The organism is Dokdonia sp. Dokd-P16 (assembly GCF_003095655.1).
Lineage (GTDB): Bacteria > Bacteroidota > Bacteroidia > Flavobacteriales > Flavobacteriaceae > Dokdonia.
Map to the genome: position 1 here is coordinate 1262270 of NZ_CP029151.1, position 22071 is coordinate 1284340.

A 22071-nucleotide genomic window follows, 5' to 3' on the forward strand; every position below is an offset into this window, starting at 1 on the left:
ACATCTGGTGTAATTTATAGAGAATATGTCTTTCCTCCTGTTGCTTCCTCTAGTGGCAAGCAACCTACTTGTTTACCTGGAATAGGCTCATAAGCGAGTACATTTTCTCCTATTTCTTCTGAAGCTTTCCATCCCCATATAGTCATTCCTCTTATATTTCCTAAAAGACTGAATGCTCCAGCATCTGGATCTACCTTTACTGTTTTATCATTTTGATAGGCTTGATAAAACTCACCAAGGCTTTTCTGAAATACAGCTTCTTGCTCTTTTGACGAAGTAAGATACTTTGCCAATAGGGCATCATAATCCTCAGCTTCTGCATCATCAAATATTTTACCAGATGCATCTTGCAATCTATTTGCAAGCGCATCAAATCCTGCTAGAATTTGCGTTTTGCCTTCTGCATCTACTGCTTGATTCCAGTAAGTATCTATAAACTTGTGTACACCTACATCTACCGCTCCTGGGATCATCTCGTCAGAAGGAATAATAAGATCTACCATATGGCGCAATGCTTTACCTTGAGTCTTGCTTAAAAATACAGGCTCAAACACCGGTCCATCTGCTTTACAACTTTGTAAAAGGCTCAATATAGTAGGTGTTGCAACAAGTGCGACTCCACCTAATCCTAAGTTCTTTATTAATTGTCTTCTATTCATCTTACGCTTCTTTTTTGATTTGAGCAGCAGCGTGATTTGCAGCACGCGCGCTAAAAGCCATGTATGTGAGTGATGGGTTTACACAACTTGCAGAGGTCATAAAAGCTCCGTCTGTTACATAAACATTAGGAACAGCATGTAACTGATTATTACCATTACAAACTGATGTCTTAGGATCACGTCCCATACGAGCCGTACCCATTTCATGTATTCCGTTACCCGGAGCACTAGGATCATCCATAGTCTGGATATCTGTAAATCCAGCCTTTTTAAGCATATCTTTTGCACTTGCAATCATATCCTTACGCATTTCCCACTCATTTTCTTTCCACTCTGCGTCAAAGTTTACTTTAGGTTGTCCCCATTTATCTAGATCATTATAGTCTAGCGTCATCTTATTCTCATGGTAAGGAAGACACTCTCCAAAGCCCATTAGACTCATCGTCCATCCTCCTGGTTTTTGAATCTCTTCTTTAAGCTTTGCTCCATATCCTGCTTCGGCAATTTGTGGTTGGTAATCACCACGTCCTGCGCCACCTTGATAACCGTAACCACGCTTAAAAGTTTTCTGATCTGTTACTCCGCCTATATTTCTAAAACGAGGAATGTATAATCCATTAGGACGACGTCCTTTGTAATATTTGTCTTTATCACCATCCCACTTTGCAGTTGCTCCTGCCTTGAAGTGGTGATCCATTAAGTTATGACCTAGCTCTCCAGAGTCATTACCCATCCCGTTAGGAAAACGCTCACTCTTAGAGTTCATAAGGATACTAGCAGATGCAATTGCAGATGCACAAAGGAAAACGGTCTTTGCTTTAAACTCCATCTTCTCCATAGTCTCTTGATCGGTAACTTTTACTCCTGTTGCCTTTCCTGTTTTATCATCATACATCACTTCTGTAACGATAGAAAATGGACGTAACGTCATATTCCCTGTGCGTTCTGCAGCTGGTAATGTAGATGAGTTACTTGAGAAGTATCCTCCAAAAGGACATCCTCTCATACAGCGATTTCTAAACTGGCAGGCAGAACGCCCGTCATAAGTTTTTGACCCTGTAATGTGAGCAACACGCCCTATAGTAAGTAAACGACCGTCTTTATAATTTTCGGCCATGTTTTTCTTAAGCACTTCCTCTACACAGTTCAACTCCATTGGAGGTGAGAATTTACCATCAGGTAACACCTCTAGACCTAGATTTTCTCCAGAGACAGAGATATACTCTTCCACCTTATCGTACCAAGGAGAAATATCTTTATAACGCACTGGCCAGTCTACGGCTATGCCTTCTTTTTTATTTGCTTCAAAATCAATATCAGATAAGCGATAACTCTGGCGTCCCCACATAATAGAACGACCTCCCACGTGATATCCACGTATCCAGTCAAAACGCTTAGTCTCATTATAAGGATGATCTACATCATCTACAAAAAAGTGACGACTCTCTGCTTTATGCACATAACCCGTACGGGCCTGTTTCTCATAACGAGCCTCTACTTCTACACTATTATTACCCTTTAATTCAAAGTCCCAAGGGTCTTTATGCATAGTAGGATAGTCTTCAATGTGATTAACCATACGACCACGCTCTAGAACAAGCGTTTTCATACCATTCTCACATAACTCTTTTGCTGCCCATCCTCCGGAGATTCCTGAGCCTACGACGATTGCGTCGTACATTTCGTTTTCGTTAGCTGTGTTCACTATATATTGTATTAATGAAAAAAATTTGTGATGTAGTTTACCAAATATATAAATTTTAAGTTGTTTTTTGTTAATATGAGAAAAAGGTTACCTTAGTCAAACACTAGATTTAACAGTAATTCACGGGCGAAAACGTTATAGTTCTACCCTCCAATTAAATTATATTATGAAAAAATATCTTCTAGGAACATTTTTATGCGCCTTTGCACTCATTTCTTGTAAAACTGATCAAAAAAAAGAGGTGGATAACGCTTCCGCGAAAGCAGAAGTTGAAAATCCACAAAAAGCTATGCCAACTTTCAAACATTCCCTCGCTCAGTGGTCACTTCATAAACCGTTTCAAGATGGTACTATGGACCCGATGGAATTCCCGCAAATTGCCAAAGATCTTGGTTTTACCGGAGTAGAATATGTAACACAACTATATCCATCTGTTGCTGAAGTAGGGACAGATTATAAAGAACGTGTAATGAAACTTGCAAACGACCTTAATGATAAGGCAACTGCTGCAGGAATGGATAACGTTCTTATTATGGTTGATCACGCTGGTGAACTAGCAGATCCAGATCCTAAAAAACTAGAAGAAGCTATTGCAAATCACAAAATATGGATGGATGCAGCAAAACTTATGGGAGCACACTCGGTAAGGGCAAATCTCTTTGGAGAGCTAGATCCTGTAAAATGGCACGCACTATCTGTAGCATCTCTTAAAGAACTAGGAGCTTACGGTAAAGAAGTAGGCGTAAACGTAATTATAGAAAACCACGGAGGATGGTCTAGTGATGGAGAAAAGCTTGTTGCTGTGATGAAAGAGGTTAATATGGAAACAGTAGGTGTCTTACCAGATTTTGGAAACTTTTGTGTAAAACGTGAAGGTGGAGAACGCTGGGGCGCGCCTTGTGTTTTAGAATATGATACCTATAAAGGAATAGAAGAAATGATGCCGTATGCAAAAGGAGTGTCTGCAAAGTCATATAACTTTGATGAAAATGGTAATGAGACAAAATTAGACTATCAACGATTAATGCAAATCGTTGCCGATAGTGGTTTTGAAGGATATGTGGGTACAGAATATGAAGGACCACTAGAAGACCCAAAAGAAGGTATCGCTCTGACTAAAGCACTAGTTCAAAAATCAATAGACAATCTTAAATAAGCAATATGAAATCAACGACTAAGTTTCAATTATCCCTAATGATGTTTCTCGAGTTTTTTATCTGGGGAGGCTGGTTTGTAACCTTAGGTACCTTTATGGGTAATAACCTAAGCGCCGAAGGAGGAGAAATTGCAGCAGCCTTTTCTACACAATCTTGGGGAGCTATTATAGCACCATTTATTATAGGTCTTATTGCAGATCGATTTTTTAATGCAGAGCGCATTCTGGGAGTATTACATATTATAGGTGCTGTACTTATGTATTTGATGTCACAAGCAACAGACTCGGCTGTGTTTTATCCATATGTTTTAGGGTATATGATTGCTTATATGCCTACACTGGCGCTAGTAAACTCGGTTGCATTTAACCAGATGAAAGACCCATCAAAGGACTTTCCATTCATTCGTGTATGGGGAACCATCGGTTGGATTGTGGCGGGACTATTAATAAGTTTTGCCTTTGGATGGGACTCTCAAGAGTCTATCGCTGCAGGCTTACTTAAAAATACATTTGTAATGACTGCTATTGCTTCTGCAGTACTAGGAGTTTTTAGTTTTACACTTCCTAAAACACCACCAAGTGCAAAAGGAGAGAAAGTTGCAATTAAAGATATTTTAGGTCTTGAAGCTTTAGATTTACTTAAGGATAGAAACTTTTTAGTGTTCTTTTTATCATCTGTTTTAATCTGTATTCCACTTGCTTTTTATTATCAAAATTTAAGTCCGTTCCTAACGGAGTCTGGTGTAGAAAAGTCTACAGCCCTTGCTTCTATAGGTCAAGTATCTGAGGTAGTTTTTATGTTATTATTACCTTTCTTCTTTAAGAAATTTGGGTTTAAGAAAACTATCCTTGTAGGGATGCTCGCTTGGACATTGCGCTACCTACTGTTTGCTTATGGTAACACGGGAGACCTTTTCTTTATGATAATTACAGGTATTGTTTTACACGGTATTTGCTATGACTTTTTCTTTGTGTCTGGACAGATTTACACAGACAGCAAAGCTGGGCCAAAAATCAAAAGTGCTGCTCAAGGACTTATCACACTCGCCACTTACGGTGTAGGGATGCTTGTAGGTTTTTATGTGGCAGGAAAAATTACAGATGCAAATATTATAGGTGAAGGTCACGACTGGAACTCAGTATGGGTATTCCCAGCAATTTTTGCAGCAGCTGTATTTGTGATTTTTGCCTTGTTATTTAAGAGTGAGAAAATAGAATATACGGAGTAGTCGCTCAGACTTAAAAAGTCTTTCCCCAACCCTGAAGGGTGGACTTTTCTAAGAAGAAGCATATTTACTCGATATAATTAAAAATTAAAAACACAACACAATGAGCAATAAAATAAGATGGGGCGTCTTAGGTGGCGGCGGAGATAGTTTAATAGGTGTGTTACACCGCGTGGCGGCAAGTATGTTTGATGCATACCAACTAGTAGGTGGTTCATTTAACCCAGATATTGAGGTAAGCAAAGACTTTGCTGCTCAAATAGGCATCCCGACAGATCGTATTTATAAAGATCTAACGGAGCTTGTAGAAAAGGAAACAGCACTCCCAGCAGAACAGCGTATGCAGGTAGTGTCTATACTTACACCTAACTTCTTACACTTCCCGATGGCAAAGCAGCTTCTAGAGGCTGGCTTTAACGTGATTTGTGAGAAGCCTATGACAATGACGCACGCAGAGGCGTTAGAGCTTGAGGCTATCCAAAAGAAGAATGGTAACGTCTTTGGACTTACACATACCTATACAGGTTATCCTATGGTACGCCAAATGAGGGAAATGATAGCAAATGGAGAACTAGGCGAGATACAAAAGGTAGACGCTCAGTATTATCAAGGCTGGATTAATAACCTCATACACGACAAGGAGCAACGCAATAGCACCTGGCGTTTGATGCCCGAGAAATCTGGAATTTCTTGCTGTCTGGGTGATATAGGCGTTCACGCTTACCAGATGCTAGAGTTTGTAACTGGCAAGAAAATAAAATCTGTACTTGCAGACCTCAACCATCTATATGCAGATAATGAGATGGATATAGACGGTACCGTATTACTGCGCCTAGATGAATACACAAAAGGCGTGTTACGCTCAAGCCAAATAGCAACGGGAGAAGAAAACAACTTTACCGTAGCTGTTTATGGTACAAAAGCAGGTCTCAAGTGGGAGCAAGAAAACCCTAACTATCTTTATTTACTAGAAGATGGACAACCTATGCGCGTGCTTAAACCAGGTCACGCTTATAACAGTCCGCTGTCATTAGATGGCACAAAACTACCTCCGGGACATCCAGAAGGAATTTTTGACGCGATGGGTAATATCTATAAAGGCGTTGCAAAGGCAATACGTGGAGAAGACTACAATTCAGGGGAATTTCCAGGTATGACAGATGGCGTGCGAGGAATGAATTTTATAGAGAAAGCCGTACAATCTCATCGTGATGGGAATGTGTGGGTAGATTTAGAGTAGTATAAGTACGCTTTCGCGAAAGCGTAAAGTTCTAAAAGTATATAAACATATCCCAATTGAAATATATGCAAAGTGTAGGTAGTTCATGGGAATAAAAAAGATAGTCTCTCCTTAGGAGAGATTTAGAGAGGATTATGAAAACAATAAAAGGACCCGCAGTATTTCTCGCCCAGTTTATGGATGACAAAGCACCATTTAATTCGCTCGACGGATTGTGTAAATGGGCAGCAGACCTTGGGTATAAAGGAATACAAATCCCAACTTGGGAAAACCGATTAATTGACCTCACCACAGCGGGAGAGAGTAAAACCTACTGTGATGAGCTTAAGGGTAAAGTAAATGACTATGGGCTTGAGATAACTGAGCTCTCTACACACCTACAAGGGCAACTGGTTGCAGTACATCCTGCTTATGACTTGATGTTTGATAATTTTGCTCCAGACGATTGTAAAAACAACCCAAAGAAGCGTACTGAGTGGGCTCGTAAGCAAGTAATAAGCGCTGCACACGCAAGTAAGCATTTAGGTCTTGATGTGAGTGCTACGTTTAGTGGTTCGCTGCTTTGGCATACAATGCACCCTTGGCCACAACGTCCTGCAGGACTTGTTGAGATGGGGTTTGAAGAACTAGCCAAACGCTGGTTACCTATACTCAATACTTATGATGAGTGTGGTGTAGATGTGGCTTATGAGATTCACCCTGGTGAAGATCTACACGATGGTGTCACTTTTGAACGTTTTCTAGAAGCTACAGGTAATCACAAGCGTTGTAATATTTTATATGACCCGAGTCACTTTGTATTACAGCAGCTCGATTATATCTCATATATAGATCACTATCACGAGTTTATAAAGGCCTTTCACGTAAAGGATTCTGAGTTTAAGCCAGATGGGAAGCGTGGTACTTTTGGCGGTTATAGTGACTGGCAAGATCGCGCTGGGCGTTACCGCTCTCCGGGTGATGGACAGATAGACTTTAAAACCATTTTTACAAAACTCACAGAATACGGCTGTGACGTTTGGGCAGTGATGGAATGGGAATGTTGTGTAAAAAGTCCTGAACAAGGAGCTAGAGAAGGCGCACCATTTATCGCTTCACACATTATTGAGGCAACACAAAAACGCTTTGATGATTTTGCAGGTGAGGATATTGATAAGGAGCAGTTAAAGAAGATACTTGGACTTTAAAACACAATTATGAGAAGAACAATCTATATCGCAGCAGTAGCTTTAATAGCATTTGCTTGTAAAAACGAGACAAAAACTACGGTTGTAGACATTAGGAGCGGAGAAGGCAATACCTTCTCTATAGGCGGCAAAAAAATTGCGGATCCTAGTGATAAAGTTGTTCTTTTTGACGGCTCTAACCTCAACGCCTGGAAAGGATATGGTACAGACGGTATGCACGACAACTGGACCATAGAAGATGGAGCAATGGCTTTTACACCTGGGGAAGAAGGTGGTAAAAACATCATTACAAAAAACACCTATAAAAACTTTGAACTCAAGCTCGAGTGGAAAGTTTCAGAAGGTGGTAACAGTGGTATCTTTTGGAGTGTAAAAGAATCTCCAGAATTTAAAGAAGCTTATGAAACTGGCCCAGAGATACAAGTGCTAGATGACGAACGTCACCCAGATGCAAAAGTGGCAAACGGCACACACAAAGCAGGGTCACTTTATGATATGATAAAACCCGCAGATGGTATGATTAATCCCGCAGGTGAGTGGAACCAAGTAACACTTTCTATCAATCACGATAGCAATCTAGGTAAAGTAAGCCTCAATGGCAAAGAGGCATACACTTTCCCGGTAAACGGTGAAGAGTGGGATGCTATGGTTGCAAAGACTAAGTTTGCAGACTGGAAAGGCTTTGGTAAATATCAAGAAGGTCACATAGGTCTCCAAGATCACGGTGACAAAGTCTGGTACCGCAACATTACAATAAAAGAATTATAGATTATGAAATTATACCATTTAGTAATTATCGCAACAGCACTAACCATTACATCTTGCGGCTCAGGAAATGTGGGTGACGAACCTACAAAACCAGAACAAACAGAAGTGTGGGGTCCCAAACCCGCAAAGGTTGCCATAAACGGGCAAACCGGTATTCCTAGTGATGCTGTGGTACTGTTTGACGGCACAAACCTCAACGCTTGGAAAAGTAAAAACGATGGCGGCGCTCCTAAGTGGACAATCAACCAAGACGGCAGTATGACCGTAAAAGATAAGACTGGAGATATTGTAACTAAGGAGAACTTCGGGAGTGTACAATTACACCTAGAATGGCGCAGTGATCCAAACAATACACAGACTAACCAAAACAGAAGTAATAGTGGTGTGTTTTTTCAAGGATTGTATGAAGTACAAATCTTAAATAACAATGATAATGACACCTATGTAAACGGTATGGTGGGCTCTATTTATAAGCAAAAAGCTCCAGACGTTATGGCTGCAAAACCTACTGGAGAGTGGAATACGTATGATATTGTTTTTCACGCACCAGAGTTTGATAGTACAGGAAAAAGAATAAAAGCAGGTACGCTCACAGTATTACTCAATGGTGTGCTTGTTCAAGATCACTATGAGTTACAAGGAAGCACAGAGTACATAGGTTTCCCTAAAAACAATGCGCATGGAGATGGCCCAATCATACTTCAAGATCACGGAGATATGAGTGGTGTAGGGTATAGAAATATTTGGTTACGTAAATTAGATTAATGGACTTCCCTACAATACTTACCACACTGGCACCAGCACTCATAAGTCTGGCATTATATATAAATACGCGTTACTTCCCACCGTCAATGGGTAACTCATTCTTAGCAAAATCTCCAGAATGGTGGATGAGAGATCAAGCCACTTGGAATAGTGCATACTCGTTTTTGGCTCAAAAATATGGCATTGGCACCATTGCGCTTTTTGCAATTTGCAGCTGTCTGTTCTTTCTTGAAAGCCCTTATGCAGCATACGGCGGTTATGTCGCACTCATCGCTTACGTGATTTTAGCAAATTACCAAGTGCGCTCATATATGACTGACAAAATAAAATAATATTGTCTCGCTTTCGCGAAAATTTGATTGCATTCACCAGGCATCTTGAATGATTGTATGTAAGCACGACTTAAATACTCTTAATTACAAGATTATAGGAATACAACTAAGCTTTCGCGAAAGCGTACAAACCCCATTCATAATTAATAATTGAACCTTTATCTTTGCCGAATGATAAAATCGATGACAGGTTTTGGGAAAAGTGTACTACAACTTCCTGGAAAAAAAATTACAATAGAGATCAAATCGCTTAACAGCAAAAATCTAGATCTCAATGCTCGTATACCTTCTACCTATCGTGAGAAAGAACTTGCCCTGCGCAATATGGTTGCAAAAGCACTCGAGCGCGGTAAGATTGATGTAGGTCTTTATGTAGAAAGTACTGGAGAAAATACCAATACAGTTATTAATGGAACGGTGGTAAACGCTTATATGGCTCAGCTCTCTGATGCAGTGAGTGGTAACCCTAGCGAGACAGAACTTCTTAAAATGGCAATGCGCCTTCCTGATGCTTTAAAAACAGAACGTGAAGAGCTAGATGAAAATGAGTACACATCGATTGTATCAAATCTAGAGGAAGCACTTAAAGAAATAAATAAATACCGTCTAGACGAAGGAAACTCTCTTAAAGCAGAGTTTGAACTACGTATTGCAAACCTACAGCGCTTGCTGGAAGAGGTAATTGTACTTGATGTAGATAGACTAAGTGATGTAAAAGTAAGGCTTGAGAAAGCTGTTTCTGATCTTAAAGTAAATGTAGATGAGAATCGCTTTGAGCAAGAGCTTATTTACTACCTAGAGAAATATGACATTACTGAGGAAAAAGTTCGCTTAAAGAATCACCTAGATTACTTTACAGAAGCACTAGAGTCTGATGATTCTAACGGTAAGAAACTTGGCTTTATAGGTCAAGAAATAGGTCGTGAGATTAATACAGTGGGATCTAAGTCTAACTATGCACCTATGCAGCAGCTGGTAGTGCAAATGAAGGACGAACTAGAAAAAATAAAGGAGCAAGTTTTAAATGTACTCTAATGGCAAAGCAACCAGAAGATAATAGTAGTGATCATCAGGGAAAGCTCATCGTATTTTCGGCACCTTCAGGAAGTGGAAAAACAACGATAGTAAGACACCTTCTAGCACAAGAAGAATTAAACCTTGAGTTTAGTATTTCTGCAACGAGTCGAGAGTCTCGTGGAGAAGAGAAAAATGGGAAGGACTATTATTTTATAGATCTCAAAGAATTTAAAAATCACATCAAGGCAGACGACTTTTTAGAATGGGAAGAAGTATACCGTGATAACTTTTATGGAACATTGTGGAGCGAGGTACAACGTATCTGGGCCATGGGTAAACATGTGATTTTTGATATTGACGTTGTGGGAGGTTTACGTATCAAAAAGAAATTTCCAGATAAAACACTTGCTGTGTTTGTAAAACCACCTAGTGTAGACGAACTTAAAATACGCCTCAAGAAGCGTAGCACAGAGAGTGAAGATAAGATTAACATGCGTATCGCAAAAGCTTCTGTAGAGCTCGCTACAGCACCACAGTTTGATCATATTATTCTAAACGATAATCTAGATAAAGCTCTTAAAGAAGCGGTAACACTTGTTACTGATTTTGTAAAATAACATAGAGATGACATTACAAGATTTTAAAACCAAACTTGCTACTATACCAAGCGAGATTGAGTTTACAGATACCATGGCGATTATAGAGTCACTATATACTTTTACGCCTAGCTCCTTTACAAATGGAGACATCCGTAACGAAAGCGGTGAGAACAATGGCTCTTGCAAGTTATTTGGTTTTGCAAAAGATCAAGGATTGAATAAAAGTGACACACTACAGTGTTTTGGCGCATATTACAGAGAAGATGTTTTGAGCAACCCAAACGGCACAGATCATCAAAACATTAGAAACTTCATGCAGTACGGATGGGACGGTATCACCTTTGATGCAAATCCTCTAAGCAAGAAATAATTCTTAAATACTACTCCATTGAAAATAGGTCTCTACTTCGGAACATTTAATCCTATTCACATAGGGCATCTTGCGATTGCAAATCACATGGCAGAGTATAGCGACCTAGATAAAATCTGGATGGTCATCACGCCACACAATCCGTTTAAGAAAAAGAGTAGCTTACTAGATAACAATCACCGTTATCAGATGGTTCTAGAAGCTCTTGAAACCTATGATAAAATAGAGCCAAGCAATATTGAGTTCAATTTACCGCAACCTAACTATACGGTATACACACTAGCTCATCTGGAAGAAAAGTATCCTCAGCACGAGTTTTGCTTAATCATGGGAGAAGACAATCTTAAAAGTCTTCATAAATGGAAAAACTACGAGGTGATTCTTGAGCGTCACGACATTTACGTATATCCTAGAATCTCTGAAGGCACGGTTGAAACACAGTTTGACAACCACTCAAAGATTCACAAAGTAGATGCTCCTATCATGGAAATTTCTTCTACGATGATTCGTAAGGCTATTAAGGATGGTAAAAATATAAGACCTTTATTACCACCTGAGGTGCATACTTACATAGATCAAATGAACTTTTACAAATAGGTCATAAGTGTATGCCTAGACGGGATTTGACACATCAAAATAGTAAAGAAGCTAGTTATTACGGCGTTTTGATGGTGGTTTCTTTTCTTGTCCATCTCGCTTTAAAACGCGTAAAAGCTTTAGATAATGATTTACCTGATTTTCTCTTAGGGTTTACGGTTGCTTTATTTATTGCATCCAGTATACTTACTATCATCAAATATTTTAAAGCTAGAAAGGAACCTCAAAGCCCTAAGCTAGCTAAGGTTCGCATTTTTGTAATTATAGCAGTTATTTTCTGGCTATTTTTCTTAGTAAACCTTTCTAAAGAAGTTTTGGAGGTTTTTAGTCAGCTAGCTTAAATACTACACATAAAAAAAGAACAAACATTCCAGACTTATCGTCTTTCATGCTTGTTCTTTTAATTAGTCTATAATCGCGCTTGAGCGCTTACTTTTATTTCTCTAAGTGAGGAATACGTAATACTTGACCTGGGTAAATCTTATCTACATCCTTAAGCATAGGCTTGTTTGCTTCAAAGATTTGTGGGTACTTCATTGGGTCTCCGTACATCGCTTTTGAGATTTTGCTTAAAGAATCTCCTTTTTCTACTGTATAAAAACGAGCTTCTGGCTCTGGATTTTCTACAGTTAGTCTATCATCTACCGTTGCAATACCAGTAGAGTTTCCTACTACAAGTATTACCTTTTCTTTAGTTGCTTGATCGTTTGCACTTCCAGTAACTACAGCAACATCTCCATCTATTGAGATATCAAGGTTGTCAACATCAAGACCTAAGTCATTAATTGTTTCTGCCATGTTACTTGCTGCTTTAGCATTAGACATTGCAATTTTTTCTTCGGCTACTGCCGCTTTTTCGGCTGCTTCTTCAGCATCTGTTTTTCCTATTCCAAAAACTTTTGCTCCTGCATTTTTAATAAATGAAAATAATCCCATAATTATAATATTTAGTTAGTGTTTTTATTGTGTAGTCAATTTACAAAAAACCTAGAGTTATCAATACATTGTTATGATGACTTTAGTAAATCTCAATGTATATTAACCCTTACCTAACATTTAAGCAGATCATCTATGTTTTTGTAAAATCTCATTCACATGAGCCACTTCCCAAAAAAAGAGAATCCCCACACTAAGTAACACTTAGGTAAGGATTCTCCAACTAAATAACCAACCAAAAATTCTTGAATCACACTGCTGTGGTTAGTGCAGTGATCGTTACTTTTTAAGCGCTGCTGCTTTCTTTTCTGTAAGCGCTTTTATTTCTGCTTTAATGTCTGCCGTTTTCTTACGAAGTTTTGGCGCATTTTTACTCTTTCCATCTGTTGCTGTTCTAAACTGGATATACCCTCTACCTCTAAACTGGTAAGTAGTTCCCGTGTTTACTTGAAACAGCTCTATCGTTTCATCATCAATAACGGTAAGGTCAAAGAACTCATTGTCTGGAAAATTATAATCTAATGTTAAAGTCTTTAAGTAGAAATCTCCAGGCACATCATTTACATCGTAGATACCATCATAATCCCAAAAGATATTATTTACAGACGTTCCATTACCATCTTCAGAGCTTCTAAAGTTTCCAGACTGTCCCGCAGGTAAAAACTGTAAGAAATTCTCATTATCAAAAGGATTTATTTCTCCTTCCTCACTCGTATATATTTTTTCCCAAGCTTCAAATTCTTGCAAGAAGTAGTGGATGTTATTATAAAAAACCAAGTCATAGTCAAAAGTGCTACGTTGGTATCCTACAAGGATATATACTGCTCCAGTTGATGGGTGAAATAACTCTATCTCATTACCAGATAATACACGCACGTCAAAAGAATAATCTCCATCTAGATCATGATAAGCATCTAGCTCATACCCAAAAGTGTCATAAGCTCCCACATCAATACCAAATCCTCCACCATTCTGACCTAGACCAGATAAGTTGTTGTTTGCAAAGATGGTTCCGTTTCTAAAGGATACTGTAAATGCCTTTTGTAAAAATGGTACGGTAAGATTACCAGAAGAGGCATCGATATCTACATAAAATATTTCATACTGACTCAACACTTGATTAAGTGAAGGTCCATTATCTACTTCAACATAAGGATCTACTACTACGATCTCTTCTGTATAACAAGAAGTAAATAGAGCTGCGATAAGCGCTACTGCAAATAATTTTTTGATCGTTTTCATACTGTTTGTTTTTTGATTCCCTTAACAGTATTCAAATGGCGTGCCAAAAATATAAACATCTAACTATTAGTTTATTATGCTTTAATTTCGCTTTCGCGAAAATATTATTAATTAGGAGACCTGTGACTTATAGCTCATACAGACTATTTACTGTATACTATATTTCCTAAATTTTCCTTGGCGAAAAATTTCACCAAGGAATTGTATCAATAATCTTGATTATTTTAATTAAAACATACAATAGAAGACGCTCTTTTTAAAGAAAGATTTTCAATAAATGGCAATATTATATTGTCTTTATCTAAATATAAATAACTATCCTTTATCCTCTATCATTATTCCAAAGTGACTAAGAACTCATTTGAAAAATAAGATACATTATCATCTTCTGCAATAAATTGGAGAGTATAATCTCCATCAATAAAGAAGTTTCGATTTAGCCTAACTGACAGAATATTTGCATCGTGAAAACCTTGACGGCCACTAACAGCCTCTCTTGCTGTTGCTACTCCTTCTGCAGCACAATTAAGATTAATGTCAACCACTGTAACGCCTTCCTCATTTACAAAAGTTCTTGTGATACTAGGATCATTAATATTTGTAACTTTTACATTATAAAAATCCATTTTATTAAAATCACTAATACTGGATACACCTTGATCCCTTAACCAAAAATTACCCCTAGGTTGCAATAAACCTATAGTTCCATTTAAATTTATACACGTGTTTATATCCGTAAGGACACTACTACTAATAAACGGAACGTGATTGTTTAAGCTAAAAGCACTCCTAACTCTTCCTCGTGTATTAGTTTGAGAGTTTGTAGTGATACGCGTATAAGCTTCTTTGGTAAACAGACCTATTTCAAACGGGTAATCATAAACATAATTCTCATCTGTAGTCGTTGGTAATATACTTCTAACATTTTTACCTACTTCAAAATCAATTGTTAAAGGTGTAGTGGTTACATTTAGTAAAGGAACACTATCATTTTCAATTATTATATAACCATTAATAGGTTGGGCAAATTCTCCAAATTCGGCACCATTTGAAGCAATTAAATTATAAAGATGATTTACTTCAACATCTGTGGCTAAAAAGGTAGTTCCAGCCTCTAAATTAAAGCCCAAGGTCGTTACAGAAATCGTTGGACTTACAAACTCTTGACCATTACTAAAGCGTTTAAAAAACATATCATACTTAGTCCCTTTTTCTAATCCTTCGATGGTATTTGATGAAGTTTGTTGATAGTTACCAGTACCTGATAACGCGTAATTAATTTCCGTAGTCACATTAGAGCCGCCATCAGATGTTGTACTTAAAACTACACTCGTAGTAGTTTTGTTAGTTACTGATATTTCGAGGTTTGTTAATCCAGAGTTTGAAGTTTCACCTTGATCATCTTCACTTGAGCAAGACAATAAGATTCCTACCAAAGCGACTAAATAAAAAAAATTTTCATTAAAAATAAATATATGATTGTTAAAAAATGTGTGTGAAGCTAAGTTACTTTTTTTTGTTTGGTTTATGTAAATAATTGTGGAAAGTAGTAAAACTAAATATTTATTAATTCAAGGGTTGGGATTAATATTTATAATTAAGATATTCATAACAGCACATAATGACATCTATAAATTATTCATTTATTACATAGTGCAACATCCAAGAACCTAAAATTTAATCCGCCATGTACTTCAGTTTATCATTTATACAAGATTATCTGCTCTATTTAATCAACTATAAAACGCTAGAGGTTCACACGATTCTAATAATTTAATTTTAGTCTAATTGGCTTACGTCAACTCAAATAACTTTCCTGGCAATGGTCTTACCACTCCTTTGAGTTCCATTTGTAACAATATACTCGCGATCTTAAAAGTGGGTAGCTTGCAGTTGAGAGCAATAATGTCCATAAGCTCCTTTCCATTCTCGTTAAGGAATCGCCACACTACCTTTTCTTCTTCTGTGAGTTCTACAAAAAGTTGCTTTTGAACGGCTGGCTGCTGCTTTTCTTCTAGTTTCCAGTTGAGAATATACACAAGGTCGGCTGCGCCTGTCATGAGATTTGCCCGTTGCTGCTTGATGAGATTATTGCATCCTAAACTTTGCTTATCATCTGCACGTCCGGGTACTGCAAATACATCGCGATTATAGCCATTTGCAAAATCTGCAGTTACAAGGGATCCTCCTTTCTCTGCAGATTCAATCACAATAGTAGCTTCAGAAAGGCCTGCTATAATACGGTTGCGTTGCAAGAAATTAGTATGCACAAAACTACTACGACTCCAGAAATCTGTAACAAAACCCCCATTCTCCTCTACTCCACTCATGTACTTACTATGCACTTTTGGATATACTTGGTTGAGACCATGAGCAAGTACACCTATGTTTTGTAAACCGTGGTCAATACACGCTTTGTGTGCTGTAATATCTACTCCATAAGCAAATCCCGAAATAATAAGCGGATTGAGCGGAGCTATCTCTTTGATGAATTTTTTTAAGAAATGCTCACCATAAGTAGTGATCTTACGAGTGCCCACAATACTAATAATTCGCGGATTATTCCAGTTAATGTTTCCTCGAGAAAAGAGCACAACTGGTCCATCTATACAATATTTCAACCGTTGTGGATAGTCTGGATCTGTGTAGGTAGTTGCCTTAATATCATTAGACTGTACGAAGGAAAGTTCTTCTTTCGCGAAAGCGTAATACTTCTCCTCACCAAATGCACTAAGTTTATGATTTCCTATTCCATCTATTTTGAGAAGCGTGGTTTTAGGCTGTTTTAGTACCTCCTCTGCACTCCCAAATTGTTGTATTAATTTCTTGATGGTCCCATCACCTAAATTAGGAGTATGCTGTAATGTAAGCAAGGAAAGTAATTCTTTTTCGGACATTAACTGTTGATTTTAAGACGTCTAAGTAACAACTATTATATCTGTTAATAAAATAAATCACTAAATCTTGGAGGGTTGTGCATTTTGATTAATTTTGAATTATGCAGTTAGATCAGTACATAAGCGATTTATTATATAGATATGAATGTGTGATATTACCTGGTTTTGGGGCGTTTTTGACTCAAATCCAGAGTGCACAGATTCACTCAACAACCCATGCCTTCTACCCGCCAAAAAAGAAGCTTTCTTTTAACGCGCAACTTACAGATAGTGATGGATTGCTAGCAAATTATATTTCTAAAACTGAAATGATCCCTCATGAGGAAGCGAGTACTCGTATTAAAACGTACGTGCGTTTTCTTTTTGACAGTCTTCACAAGGGAGAAGCACAGACACTATCAAACATAGGTACACTTTCTCTAGACACAGAAAGCAGGTTACAATTTGAGCCATCATACCACCTTAATTATCTTACAGATTCTTTTGGTCTTTCTTCATTTACCTCTCCAGAGATTTTAAGAGAAGTATACAAAGAAGAAGTTACTGCTCTAGAAAGCACGACCCCTATTGCTTTTACTCCAGAACGCAAGGCAGCGAGCTCGTGGATGAAGTATGCAGCTGCAGCTGTAATAGCTTTTGGCCTTATAGGCGCTGTAGGATTTAACTATGTAAAAGATGTAGAGCAGCATAACTATGTTTCTCATCAAGAGGCAGAAAAGCAACTAGAAGATAAAATTCAAGAAGCTACTTTTGAGATACCTAATCCGCTACCGGCGATTAAGCTATCACTTACTAAGCCTGGAGGAAGCTATCACATTGTTGCAGGAGCTTTCCGTATGGAAGAAAATGCACAAACACGTGTGGACCAACTTACAGAGCAAGGTTTTAAAGCTCGCAAGATAGGAACTAATAAATATGGCCTTCATCAAGTAGTGTATGGAAGCTATACAGACTCTCAAGAGGCTCTTGCCGCATTAAAGTCTATACGCAGTACAGATAATAAGGAAGCGTGGCTTCTTGTACAAGAAATGGAATAATCCTTTATTAGATTTTCATTTTTCAGCTTTCGAGTTTGACGTACCTTTGCGCCAAAATTGAAATGTAATGCAAGCACGTACGCCTACTGATTCAAAAACAACACTAACAGATTTAGTACTACCTAGTGAGACTAACCCTTTGGGTAATCTCTTTGGAGGTGAGTTACTCGCTCGTATGGATAGAGCTGCAAGTATTGCTGCAAGGCGACACTCTCGTCGTATTGTAGTAACTGCATCTGTAAACCACGTAGCCTTTAACCGCATGGTTCCTCTAGGAAGTGTAGTAACTGTAGAAGCAAAGATTTCTCGCGCTTTTAGAACCTCTATGGAGATTGTGATTGACGTGTGGATAGAAGACCGTGAGAGCGGCTTAAAATCGCAGGCTAATGAAGCAATCTATACCTTTGTTGCCGTAGATGAGCAAGGAATCCCAGTTCTAGTACCACAGGTAACTCCAGAGTCTGATCTTGAGAAGAAACGATATGACGCCGCACTGCGACGTAAGCAACTATCACTTGTGCTCGCTGGTAAAATGAAACCAGAAGACGCAACAGAGCTTAAAGCTTTATTTATATAACACAAAAAAAGCCTCCAATTGGAGGCTTTTTTTATGCTTGTGGTTATTACCACTTTTCTACTTCTTCTTTAATAGCTTCTTTGGTTTTTCCAGTCTTTTCTTGGATGCGACCTACAACTTCATCAAATTTTCCATCTGCAAATGTCTCGTCGTCGTCAAAGTGCTTTCCGTATTTCTGTTTGAAATCTCCTTTTACTTGATTCCACTTTCCTTCTAGTTCTGTGCTGTTCATAATCTTTTCTTTTTAGGTTCACCACTAAATTACTTATAATGAGAGCCTTCTAATTATAAGAGAATATTAAAAAGTGTTATGGTTGTGCTAAAGTTACTCAGATGTAGGATTTCCAGTACGCTTTCGCGAAAGCATGAAAAGAATATTACATATTAAGTACCCAATCTGCTGGGTTGAGCTTTGACGTATTTTTACGCACCGAGAATTTAAGAATACTCTTCCCACTAAAAGCGTTGCGTGTCACTTGACCAATCTCCTGTTTAAAAGAAATTTTATCTCCTTGTTTCACCTTAATGCTCTTGAGATTTGTATAGACAGTGAGGTAATCTCCATGACGTATAAAAACTGTAATAGTACCTCCTTGCATATCTTGTATCTGAGTAACCTCTCCTGCAAACACAGCTCTCACTGCTGCATCTGGATCTGTCTCGATATCTACACCGCTATTAGTAAGTGTAATTCCAGGAAGCGTAGGGTGTGCAGATTTACCAAAGCGACGCGTCACTCTACCTCGCACTACTGGCCATATTAATCTACCTTTATTTCCAGAAAATTCTTTAGCAAGCGCAACCTCTGCAGGAGTCATAGCAAATGTCTTACTGCTAGCCGACTTTCCGGCTTTTTTATTGCTCGCTGCAATAGCATCTGCAATGAGTTTATCTATTTGTCTGTCTATACGGTCTGCCTCTTGTTGTTTTGTTTTAATCTGGGCAATGTAGCTACTTGATTTTTTACGAATCTCTTTTACTAGTTCGTCTTGACGTTCTTTCTCTTTATCAAGCTCTCTTCTAGCAATTCTATTTTCTGCAATAAGTGCTTCCTTATCATCTTTTTGTTTAACTAGCTTCTTGTTTGTTTCTTGAATGAGCGTGGTGCGCTCCTTAATCTGCAAGCCTTGCTTCTTACGGTAATTTGCATACTGCTTCATGTATTGCGTACGCTTATATGCTTGCTTAAAACTCTCACTAGATAAGAGAAACATAATCTTACTTTGACCACTCTTGCTCTTATAAGACTTACGAATCATATCACTATAATCCTCCTTGAGAATGGCAAGTTCCTTACGTAAGTTTTCCATTTTCTCGAGGTTTTCATTAATCTCTCGAGTAAGTAAATTAGCCTGACTATTAGTAACTTTTATAAGATCTGAACGCAGTCTAATTTTTGTATCAAGATCTTCTACTTGTGTGAGGATAGAAACCTCTTTCTTTTTATTTGTTTCGCGCAAGCGTTGCAACTGCTGCATTTCCTTTTTAAGAGCCTCTCTGCGCTGTTCTAACTGTCTTTGCTTTGCAGATTGCCCAAGAGCTGCCTGTGACATCAATAACGTCAAGAAACAGATTACAATAAAGATGAATGCGAACTTACCTTTTTGCATTGAGCTTGATTTCTTGGTATCCAGAAGGAATAGAAAATGGCATGCGTACTTCTCCGTTTAAATCTATATCACGATACTCTATTTGTACTTGAGACTGGTTCTTACCGTCATCTGCAAGGATGTCTAATAAGAATGGAAATATCTTGGTTCCTACTTCTTTATAATCGCCATAAGCAATATCAAGCGATCCTCCATTATCCATTTGCTCAATACGCTGCTCTTGAGTAACAAAGTTTTGAGTATTAATGCCAAAAAATAGATTGACTTTATCAAGTTGCTTTCTTGGGGTGACCTCGTAGCCATTTTGAGTTTCTTTAAAACTATACTTCCCTTCTCTCAAGTCATACACAGTTTGTCCTGTAAGTAACCGCTGTAGTTGGAAAAAGTCTATTTCTACACCTAGATACTGACTTAAAAATGTAAAGTCACCATCAAAGTATTGATTGTTGAGCTTATCATAAAACTGCACCTTCTGTGGAGTTATTAAAGCACGAGCACCAGAAAAGCCTATCAAGGATGCATTCATCCAGATTTGTTTATCCTTTTCAATACGGATAGTAAGAGTAACTGTAGGCTTTGTACCTTTTTTATCTCTGTACTTGATTTTTGTACGAGCGTCAAAAGTTGTGAAATCTATCGCATTATTATAATATTCCTTTACAAGACGCTTAGAAGAAATATCTTCTACTGTCTCTGTGGTAGTAACTTTCTTTGCACCACCGCAACTTGCGAGCACTATTACTAATAATATGTAGCCTAGCTTCTTCATTAATTTCCTTGTGATTTAAGTTCTTTTACCTTGCTGTAATAACGGGCTGCTTTTGCAGCATCACCATCACCCATGTGTGCATCTCCCAGCTGTTTGTAAAAGTCCATCTCCATGATCAAATCTTCAATAATATAATCTACACCAAGTTCCAGCTGATCAATAGCAGCTTTGAACTTACCTTGTTTATTTAATGCTACGCCATAAGTAAGATACAGTAATGGCTGCGATGGATATAAATCAAGACCATCTGCCACTACATCTTCTACTTTTTCAAAATCACCTGCGTCTAGTAATAATAAACTTGTGTTTTTTATCAGTTCGAGATTTTCTGGCTCACTATCTAACGCTTTAATAAGGTATGGCAATGCCTTCGCCTTATTTCCTTTTTGAATGTAATAAGTAGCCAGCTCTTGGTAAATATTTGCATCTGCTACTTGGGTGTCAAAAATTGCAATGGCTCGCTCTAGCTCCGGCTCGTACTTTGGGTTTCTATTTACAAAGAGTACAAAGTCATTAAGCACTCGGTGTTTTGCTGGTGGACTCATACGCGTACTTTCAAGCACCTTTTGCATAGAGGCGATTGCTTCGTCTATCTTCCCGTCATTAAGGTTAAACTTGTATAAAGCTAGGTGAACTTCGTCTGCATATGGATTTACTTTTTGTAGCTCAAGTGCAGTTTCGTATGCCTTTTGCGTGTCGCCTTGCTCACTGTACAATAATATAAGTTTGAGATACTCTGCTTCGCTCTTTGGGTTTGAAGCAATATTCTTTTCTATCTCCTTTACCTGTCTATTTGTATTACCAGAAAGCACATATAATTTACTCTTTAATCGATCTCGGTATATGTCACTCCCTATCTCATCATCCAGCTCTTCAATGAGGTCAAGTGCTTCTTCGTATCGCTTTGTGCTTGTATAAATGCGTGCAAGATCTTCCTTGTACTGCACATCAAACTCGATAAGCTTTTTTACCGTGGTAGCTGCAGCTTCATAATCTTGCTGCTGGAAGTGAACTTCGTATAATGCCTCTAAAACATCTACATCATTAGGTTTGATACCTAAGTATGTATTAAAATCTGATGCAGCCTCATCATAGTTTTTGAGAAACACTTCGTTTTTACCTCTCTCAAAATATAATATGGCAAGCTCAGGTTCTACAGCGATGCACTTATTTAATGATGTGATGGCGCGTTCATAATTTTCAATCCCCTTTTGCTTAAGAGCTTCAAAAAAAGCAGTTTGAAAAGCATCTGACACATCACCTAAGTCATCTACATTCTCATCTGCAAAAGGTGTTACCTCTTGCGGTTGCTGTGCATAAGTACGCTTTCGCGAAAGCGTAAAAAGCACCGTCAGTATGAGTATGTAAATTCCCTTGTTCAT

General features: G+C 38.1%; 24 protein-coding genes. 14 read left to right on the forward strand and 10 right to left on the reverse strand.

Annotated features, from left to right (window positions below):
* Positions 1 to 14 precede the first annotated feature (14 nt).
* The gene (locus DCS32_RS05715; RefSeq protein ID WP_108877394.1) at positions 15 to 659 is read right to left on the reverse strand and encodes a gluconate 2-dehydrogenase subunit 3 family protein; all 645 of its coding nucleotides are present in this window, start codon (positions 657 to 659) and stop codon (positions 15 to 17) included.
* 1 nt (position 660) lies between these two features.
* On the reverse strand, positions 661 to 2340 hold the full coding sequence (locus DCS32_RS05720; protein ID WP_108877395.1) for a GMC oxidoreductase: 1680 nt from the start codon (positions 2338 to 2340) through the stop codon (positions 661 to 663).
* 190 nt (positions 2341 to 2530) lie between these two features.
* Here DCS32_RS05720 and DCS32_RS05725 point away from each other — a divergent pair, with 190 nt between their 5' ends.
* The 12 genes from DCS32_RS05725 (at position 2531) to DCS32_RS05780 (ending at position 11962) form a co-directional block, all read left to right on the forward strand.
* A complete protein-coding gene (locus tag DCS32_RS05725; RefSeq protein ID WP_108877396.1) occupies positions 2531 to 3520 on the forward strand; it encodes a sugar phosphate isomerase/epimerase family protein in 990 nt (329 codons plus the stop codon).
* 5 nt (positions 3521 to 3525) lie between these two features.
* A complete protein-coding gene (locus tag DCS32_RS05730; RefSeq protein ID WP_108877397.1) occupies positions 3526 to 4749 on the forward strand; it encodes a nucleoside permease in 1224 nt (407 codons plus the stop codon).
* Between the two features lie 100 nt (positions 4750 to 4849).
* Complete coding sequence (locus DCS32_RS05735) at positions 4850 to 5986, forward strand: Gfo/Idh/MocA family protein (protein ID WP_108877398.1); 1137 nt, start codon at positions 4850 to 4852, stop codon at positions 5984 to 5986.
* 134 nt (positions 5987 to 6120) lie between these two features.
* Positions 6121 to 7173: a sugar phosphate isomerase/epimerase family protein gene (locus DCS32_RS05740; RefSeq protein WP_108877399.1), complete on the forward strand. Its 1053-nt coding sequence runs from the start codon at positions 6121 to 6123 to the stop codon at positions 7171 to 7173.
* Positions 7174 to 7182: 9 nt separating this feature from the next.
* Complete coding sequence (locus DCS32_RS05745; protein ID WP_108877400.1) at positions 7183 to 7941, forward strand: DUF1080 domain-containing protein; 759 nt, start codon at positions 7183 to 7185, stop codon at positions 7939 to 7941.
* A 3-nt stretch (positions 7942 to 7944) separates the two neighbouring features.
* The gene (locus DCS32_RS05750) at positions 7945 to 8706 is read left to right on the forward strand and encodes a DUF1080 domain-containing protein (RefSeq protein ID WP_108877401.1); all 762 of its coding nucleotides are present in this window, start codon (positions 7945 to 7947) and stop codon (positions 8704 to 8706) included.
* The gene (locus DCS32_RS05755; RefSeq protein ID WP_013750739.1) at positions 8706 to 9038 is read left to right on the forward strand and encodes a hypothetical protein; all 333 of its coding nucleotides are present in this window, start codon (positions 8706 to 8708) and stop codon (positions 9036 to 9038) included. The genes DCS32_RS05750 and DCS32_RS05755 overlap by 1 nt, the downstream gene beginning before the upstream one ends.
* A gap of 171 nt (positions 9039 to 9209) precedes the next feature.
* The gene (locus DCS32_RS05760) at positions 9210 to 10073 is read left to right on the forward strand and encodes a YicC/YloC family endoribonuclease (RefSeq protein WP_204161805.1); all 864 of its coding nucleotides are present in this window, start codon (positions 9210 to 9212) and stop codon (positions 10071 to 10073) included.
* Positions 10073 to 10672 carry a guanylate kinase gene (gmk, locus tag DCS32_RS05765; RefSeq protein ID WP_108877403.1) on the forward strand — a complete coding sequence of 200 codons (600 nt, stop codon included), beginning with the start codon at positions 10073 to 10075 and terminating at the stop codon, positions 10670 to 10672. The genes DCS32_RS05760 and gmk overlap by 1 nt, the downstream gene beginning before the upstream one ends.
* A 7-nt stretch (positions 10673 to 10679) precedes the next feature.
* Positions 10680 to 11024, forward strand: coding sequence for a HopJ type III effector protein (locus tag DCS32_RS05770; protein WP_108877404.1), 345 nt, complete (start codon positions 10680 to 10682; stop codon positions 11022 to 11024).
* An 18-nt stretch (positions 11025 to 11042) separates the two neighbouring features.
* A complete protein-coding gene (gene nadD / locus DCS32_RS05775; protein WP_108877405.1) occupies positions 11043 to 11621 on the forward strand; it encodes a nicotinate (nicotinamide) nucleotide adenylyltransferase in 579 nt (192 codons plus the stop codon).
* A gap of 11 nt (positions 11622 to 11632) precedes the next feature.
* Positions 11633 to 11962, forward strand: a complete 330-nt coding sequence (locus DCS32_RS05780) for a hypothetical protein (protein ID WP_108877406.1) — start codon at positions 11633 to 11635, stop codon at positions 11960 to 11962.
* Between the two features lie 94 nt (positions 11963 to 12056).
* Here DCS32_RS05780 and lysM read toward each other — a convergent pair whose 3' ends face one another.
* The 4 genes from lysM to dprA all read right to left on the reverse strand — a co-directional run bounded on the left by lysM (position 12057) and on the right by dprA (position 16696).
* The gene (gene lysM / locus DCS32_RS05785; RefSeq protein ID WP_108877407.1) at positions 12057 to 12557 is read right to left on the reverse strand and encodes a peptidoglycan-binding protein LysM; all 501 of its coding nucleotides are present in this window, start codon (positions 12555 to 12557) and stop codon (positions 12057 to 12059) included.
* A gap of 279 nt (positions 12558 to 12836) precedes the next feature.
* On the reverse strand, positions 12837 to 13799 hold the full coding sequence (locus DCS32_RS05790; protein WP_108877408.1) for a nicotinic acid mononucleotide adenyltransferase: 963 nt from the start codon (positions 13797 to 13799) through the stop codon (positions 12837 to 12839).
* 335 nt (positions 13800 to 14134) lie between these two features.
* Positions 14135 to 15235: a hypothetical protein gene (locus tag DCS32_RS05795; RefSeq protein WP_108877409.1), complete on the reverse strand. Its 1101-nt coding sequence runs from the start codon at positions 15233 to 15235 to the stop codon at positions 14135 to 14137.
* Between the two features lie 357 nt (positions 15236 to 15592).
* On the reverse strand, positions 15593 to 16696 hold the full coding sequence (gene dprA / locus DCS32_RS05800; RefSeq protein ID WP_108877410.1) for a DNA-processing protein DprA: 1104 nt from the start codon (positions 16694 to 16696) through the stop codon (positions 15593 to 15595).
* Positions 16697 to 16797: 101 nt separating this feature from the next.
* Here dprA and DCS32_RS05805 point away from each other — a divergent pair, with 101 nt between their 5' ends.
* Complete coding sequence (locus tag DCS32_RS05805; RefSeq protein WP_108877411.1) at positions 16798 to 17733, forward strand: SPOR domain-containing protein; 936 nt, start codon at positions 16798 to 16800, stop codon at positions 17731 to 17733.
* Positions 17734 to 17800: 67 nt separating this feature from the next.
* Positions 17801 to 18310, forward strand: coding sequence for an acyl-CoA thioesterase (locus tag DCS32_RS05810; protein ID WP_108877412.1), 510 nt, complete (start codon positions 17801 to 17803; stop codon positions 18308 to 18310).
* Positions 18311 to 18356: 46 nt separating this feature from the next.
* On the opposite strand, the gene DCS32_RS05815 is transcribed toward DCS32_RS05810, so the two are convergent.
* The 4 genes from DCS32_RS05815 to DCS32_RS05830 form a co-directional block, all read right to left on the reverse strand.
* The gene (locus DCS32_RS05815) at positions 18357 to 18542 is read right to left on the reverse strand and encodes a CsbD family protein (RefSeq protein WP_013750728.1); all 186 of its coding nucleotides are present in this window, start codon (positions 18540 to 18542) and stop codon (positions 18357 to 18359) included.
* A 145-nt stretch (positions 18543 to 18687) separates the two neighbouring features.
* Positions 18688 to 19920 (reverse strand): murein hydrolase activator EnvC family protein, encoded by a 1233-nt coding sequence (locus tag DCS32_RS05820; RefSeq protein WP_108877413.1) that lies wholly within the window; start codon positions 19918 to 19920, stop codon positions 18688 to 18690.
* Entirely contained in the window at positions 19907 to 20689 is a 783-nt protein-coding gene (locus DCS32_RS05825; protein WP_108877414.1) for a DUF4292 domain-containing protein, read from the reverse strand. The genes DCS32_RS05820 and DCS32_RS05825 overlap by 14 nt, the downstream gene beginning before the upstream one ends.
* A complete protein-coding gene (locus DCS32_RS05830; protein WP_108877415.1) occupies positions 20689 to 22071 on the reverse strand; it encodes a tetratricopeptide repeat protein in 1383 nt (460 codons plus the stop codon). Before DCS32_RS05830 ends, DCS32_RS05825 begins: the two co-directional genes overlap by 1 nt.

Bases quoted from the DNA above. Each gene is read 5' to 3' on its own strand.
- DCS32_RS05815 (WP_013750728.1), bottom strand. From the start codon at position 18,542: ATGAACAGCACAGAACTAGAAGGAAAGTGGAATCAAGTAAAAGGAGAT.
- DCS32_RS05770 (WP_108877404.1), top strand. From the start codon at position 10,680: ATGACATTACAAGATTTTAAAACCAAACTTGCTACTATACCAAGCGAG.
- DCS32_RS05820 (WP_108877413.1), bottom strand. From the start codon at position 19,920: ATGCAAAAAGGTAAGTTCGCATTCATCTTTATTGTAATCTGTTTCTTG.
- DCS32_RS05805 (WP_108877411.1), top strand. From the start codon at position 16,798: ATGCAGTTAGATCAGTACATAAGCGATTTATTATATAGATATGAATGT.
- DCS32_RS05740 (WP_108877399.1), top strand. From the start codon at position 6,121: ATGAAAACAATAAAAGGACCCGCAGTATTTCTCGCCCAGTTTATGGAT.
- DCS32_RS05730 (WP_108877397.1), top strand. From the start codon at position 3,526: ATGAAATCAACGACTAAGTTTCAATTATCCCTAATGATGTTTCTCGAG.
- dprA (WP_108877410.1), bottom strand. From the start codon at position 16,696: ATGTCCGAAAAAGAATTACTTTCCTTGCTTACATTACAGCATACTCCT.
- DCS32_RS05780 (WP_108877406.1), top strand. From the start codon at position 11,633: ATGCCTAGACGGGATTTGACACATCAAAATAGTAAAGAAGCTAGTTAT.
- DCS32_RS05720 (WP_108877395.1), bottom strand. From the start codon at position 2,340: ATGTACGACGCAATCGTCGTAGGCTCAGGAATCTCCGGAGGATGGGCA.
- gmk (WP_108877403.1), top strand. From the start codon at position 10,073: ATGGCAAAGCAACCAGAAGATAATAGTAGTGATCATCAGGGAAAGCTC.
- DCS32_RS05810 (WP_108877412.1), top strand. From the start codon at position 17,801: ATGCAAGCACGTACGCCTACTGATTCAAAAACAACACTAACAGATTTA.
- DCS32_RS05750 (WP_108877401.1), top strand. From the start codon at position 7,945: ATGAAATTATACCATTTAGTAATTATCGCAACAGCACTAACCATTACA.
- DCS32_RS05715 (WP_108877394.1), bottom strand. From the start codon at position 659: ATGAATAGAAGACAATTAATAAAGAACTTAGGATTAGGTGGAGTCGCA.
- DCS32_RS05825 (WP_108877414.1), bottom strand. From the start codon at position 20,689: ATGAAGAAGCTAGGCTACATATTATTAGTAATAGTGCTCGCAAGTTGC.
- DCS32_RS05790 (WP_108877408.1), bottom strand. From the start codon at position 13,799: ATGAAAACGATCAAAAAATTATTTGCAGTAGCGCTTATCGCAGCTCTA.
- lysM (WP_108877407.1), bottom strand. From the start codon at position 12,557: ATGGGATTATTTTCATTTATTAAAAATGCAGGAGCAAAAGTTTTTGGA.
- DCS32_RS05760 (WP_204161805.1), top strand. From the start codon at position 9,210: ATGATAAAATCGATGACAGGTTTTGGGAAAAGTGTACTACAACTTCCT.
- DCS32_RS05725 (WP_108877396.1), top strand. From the start codon at position 2,531: ATGAAAAAATATCTTCTAGGAACATTTTTATGCGCCTTTGCACTCATT.
- DCS32_RS05745 (WP_108877400.1), top strand. From the start codon at position 7,183: ATGAGAAGAACAATCTATATCGCAGCAGTAGCTTTAATAGCATTTGCT.
- DCS32_RS05830 (WP_108877415.1), bottom strand. From the start codon at position 22,071: ATGAACAAGGGAATTTACATACTCATACTGACGGTGCTTTTTACGCTT.
- DCS32_RS05735 (WP_108877398.1), top strand. From the start codon at position 4,850: ATGAGCAATAAAATAAGATGGGGCGTCTTAGGTGGCGGCGGAGATAGT.
- DCS32_RS05755 (WP_013750739.1), top strand. From the start codon at position 8,706: ATGGACTTCCCTACAATACTTACCACACTGGCACCAGCACTCATAAGT.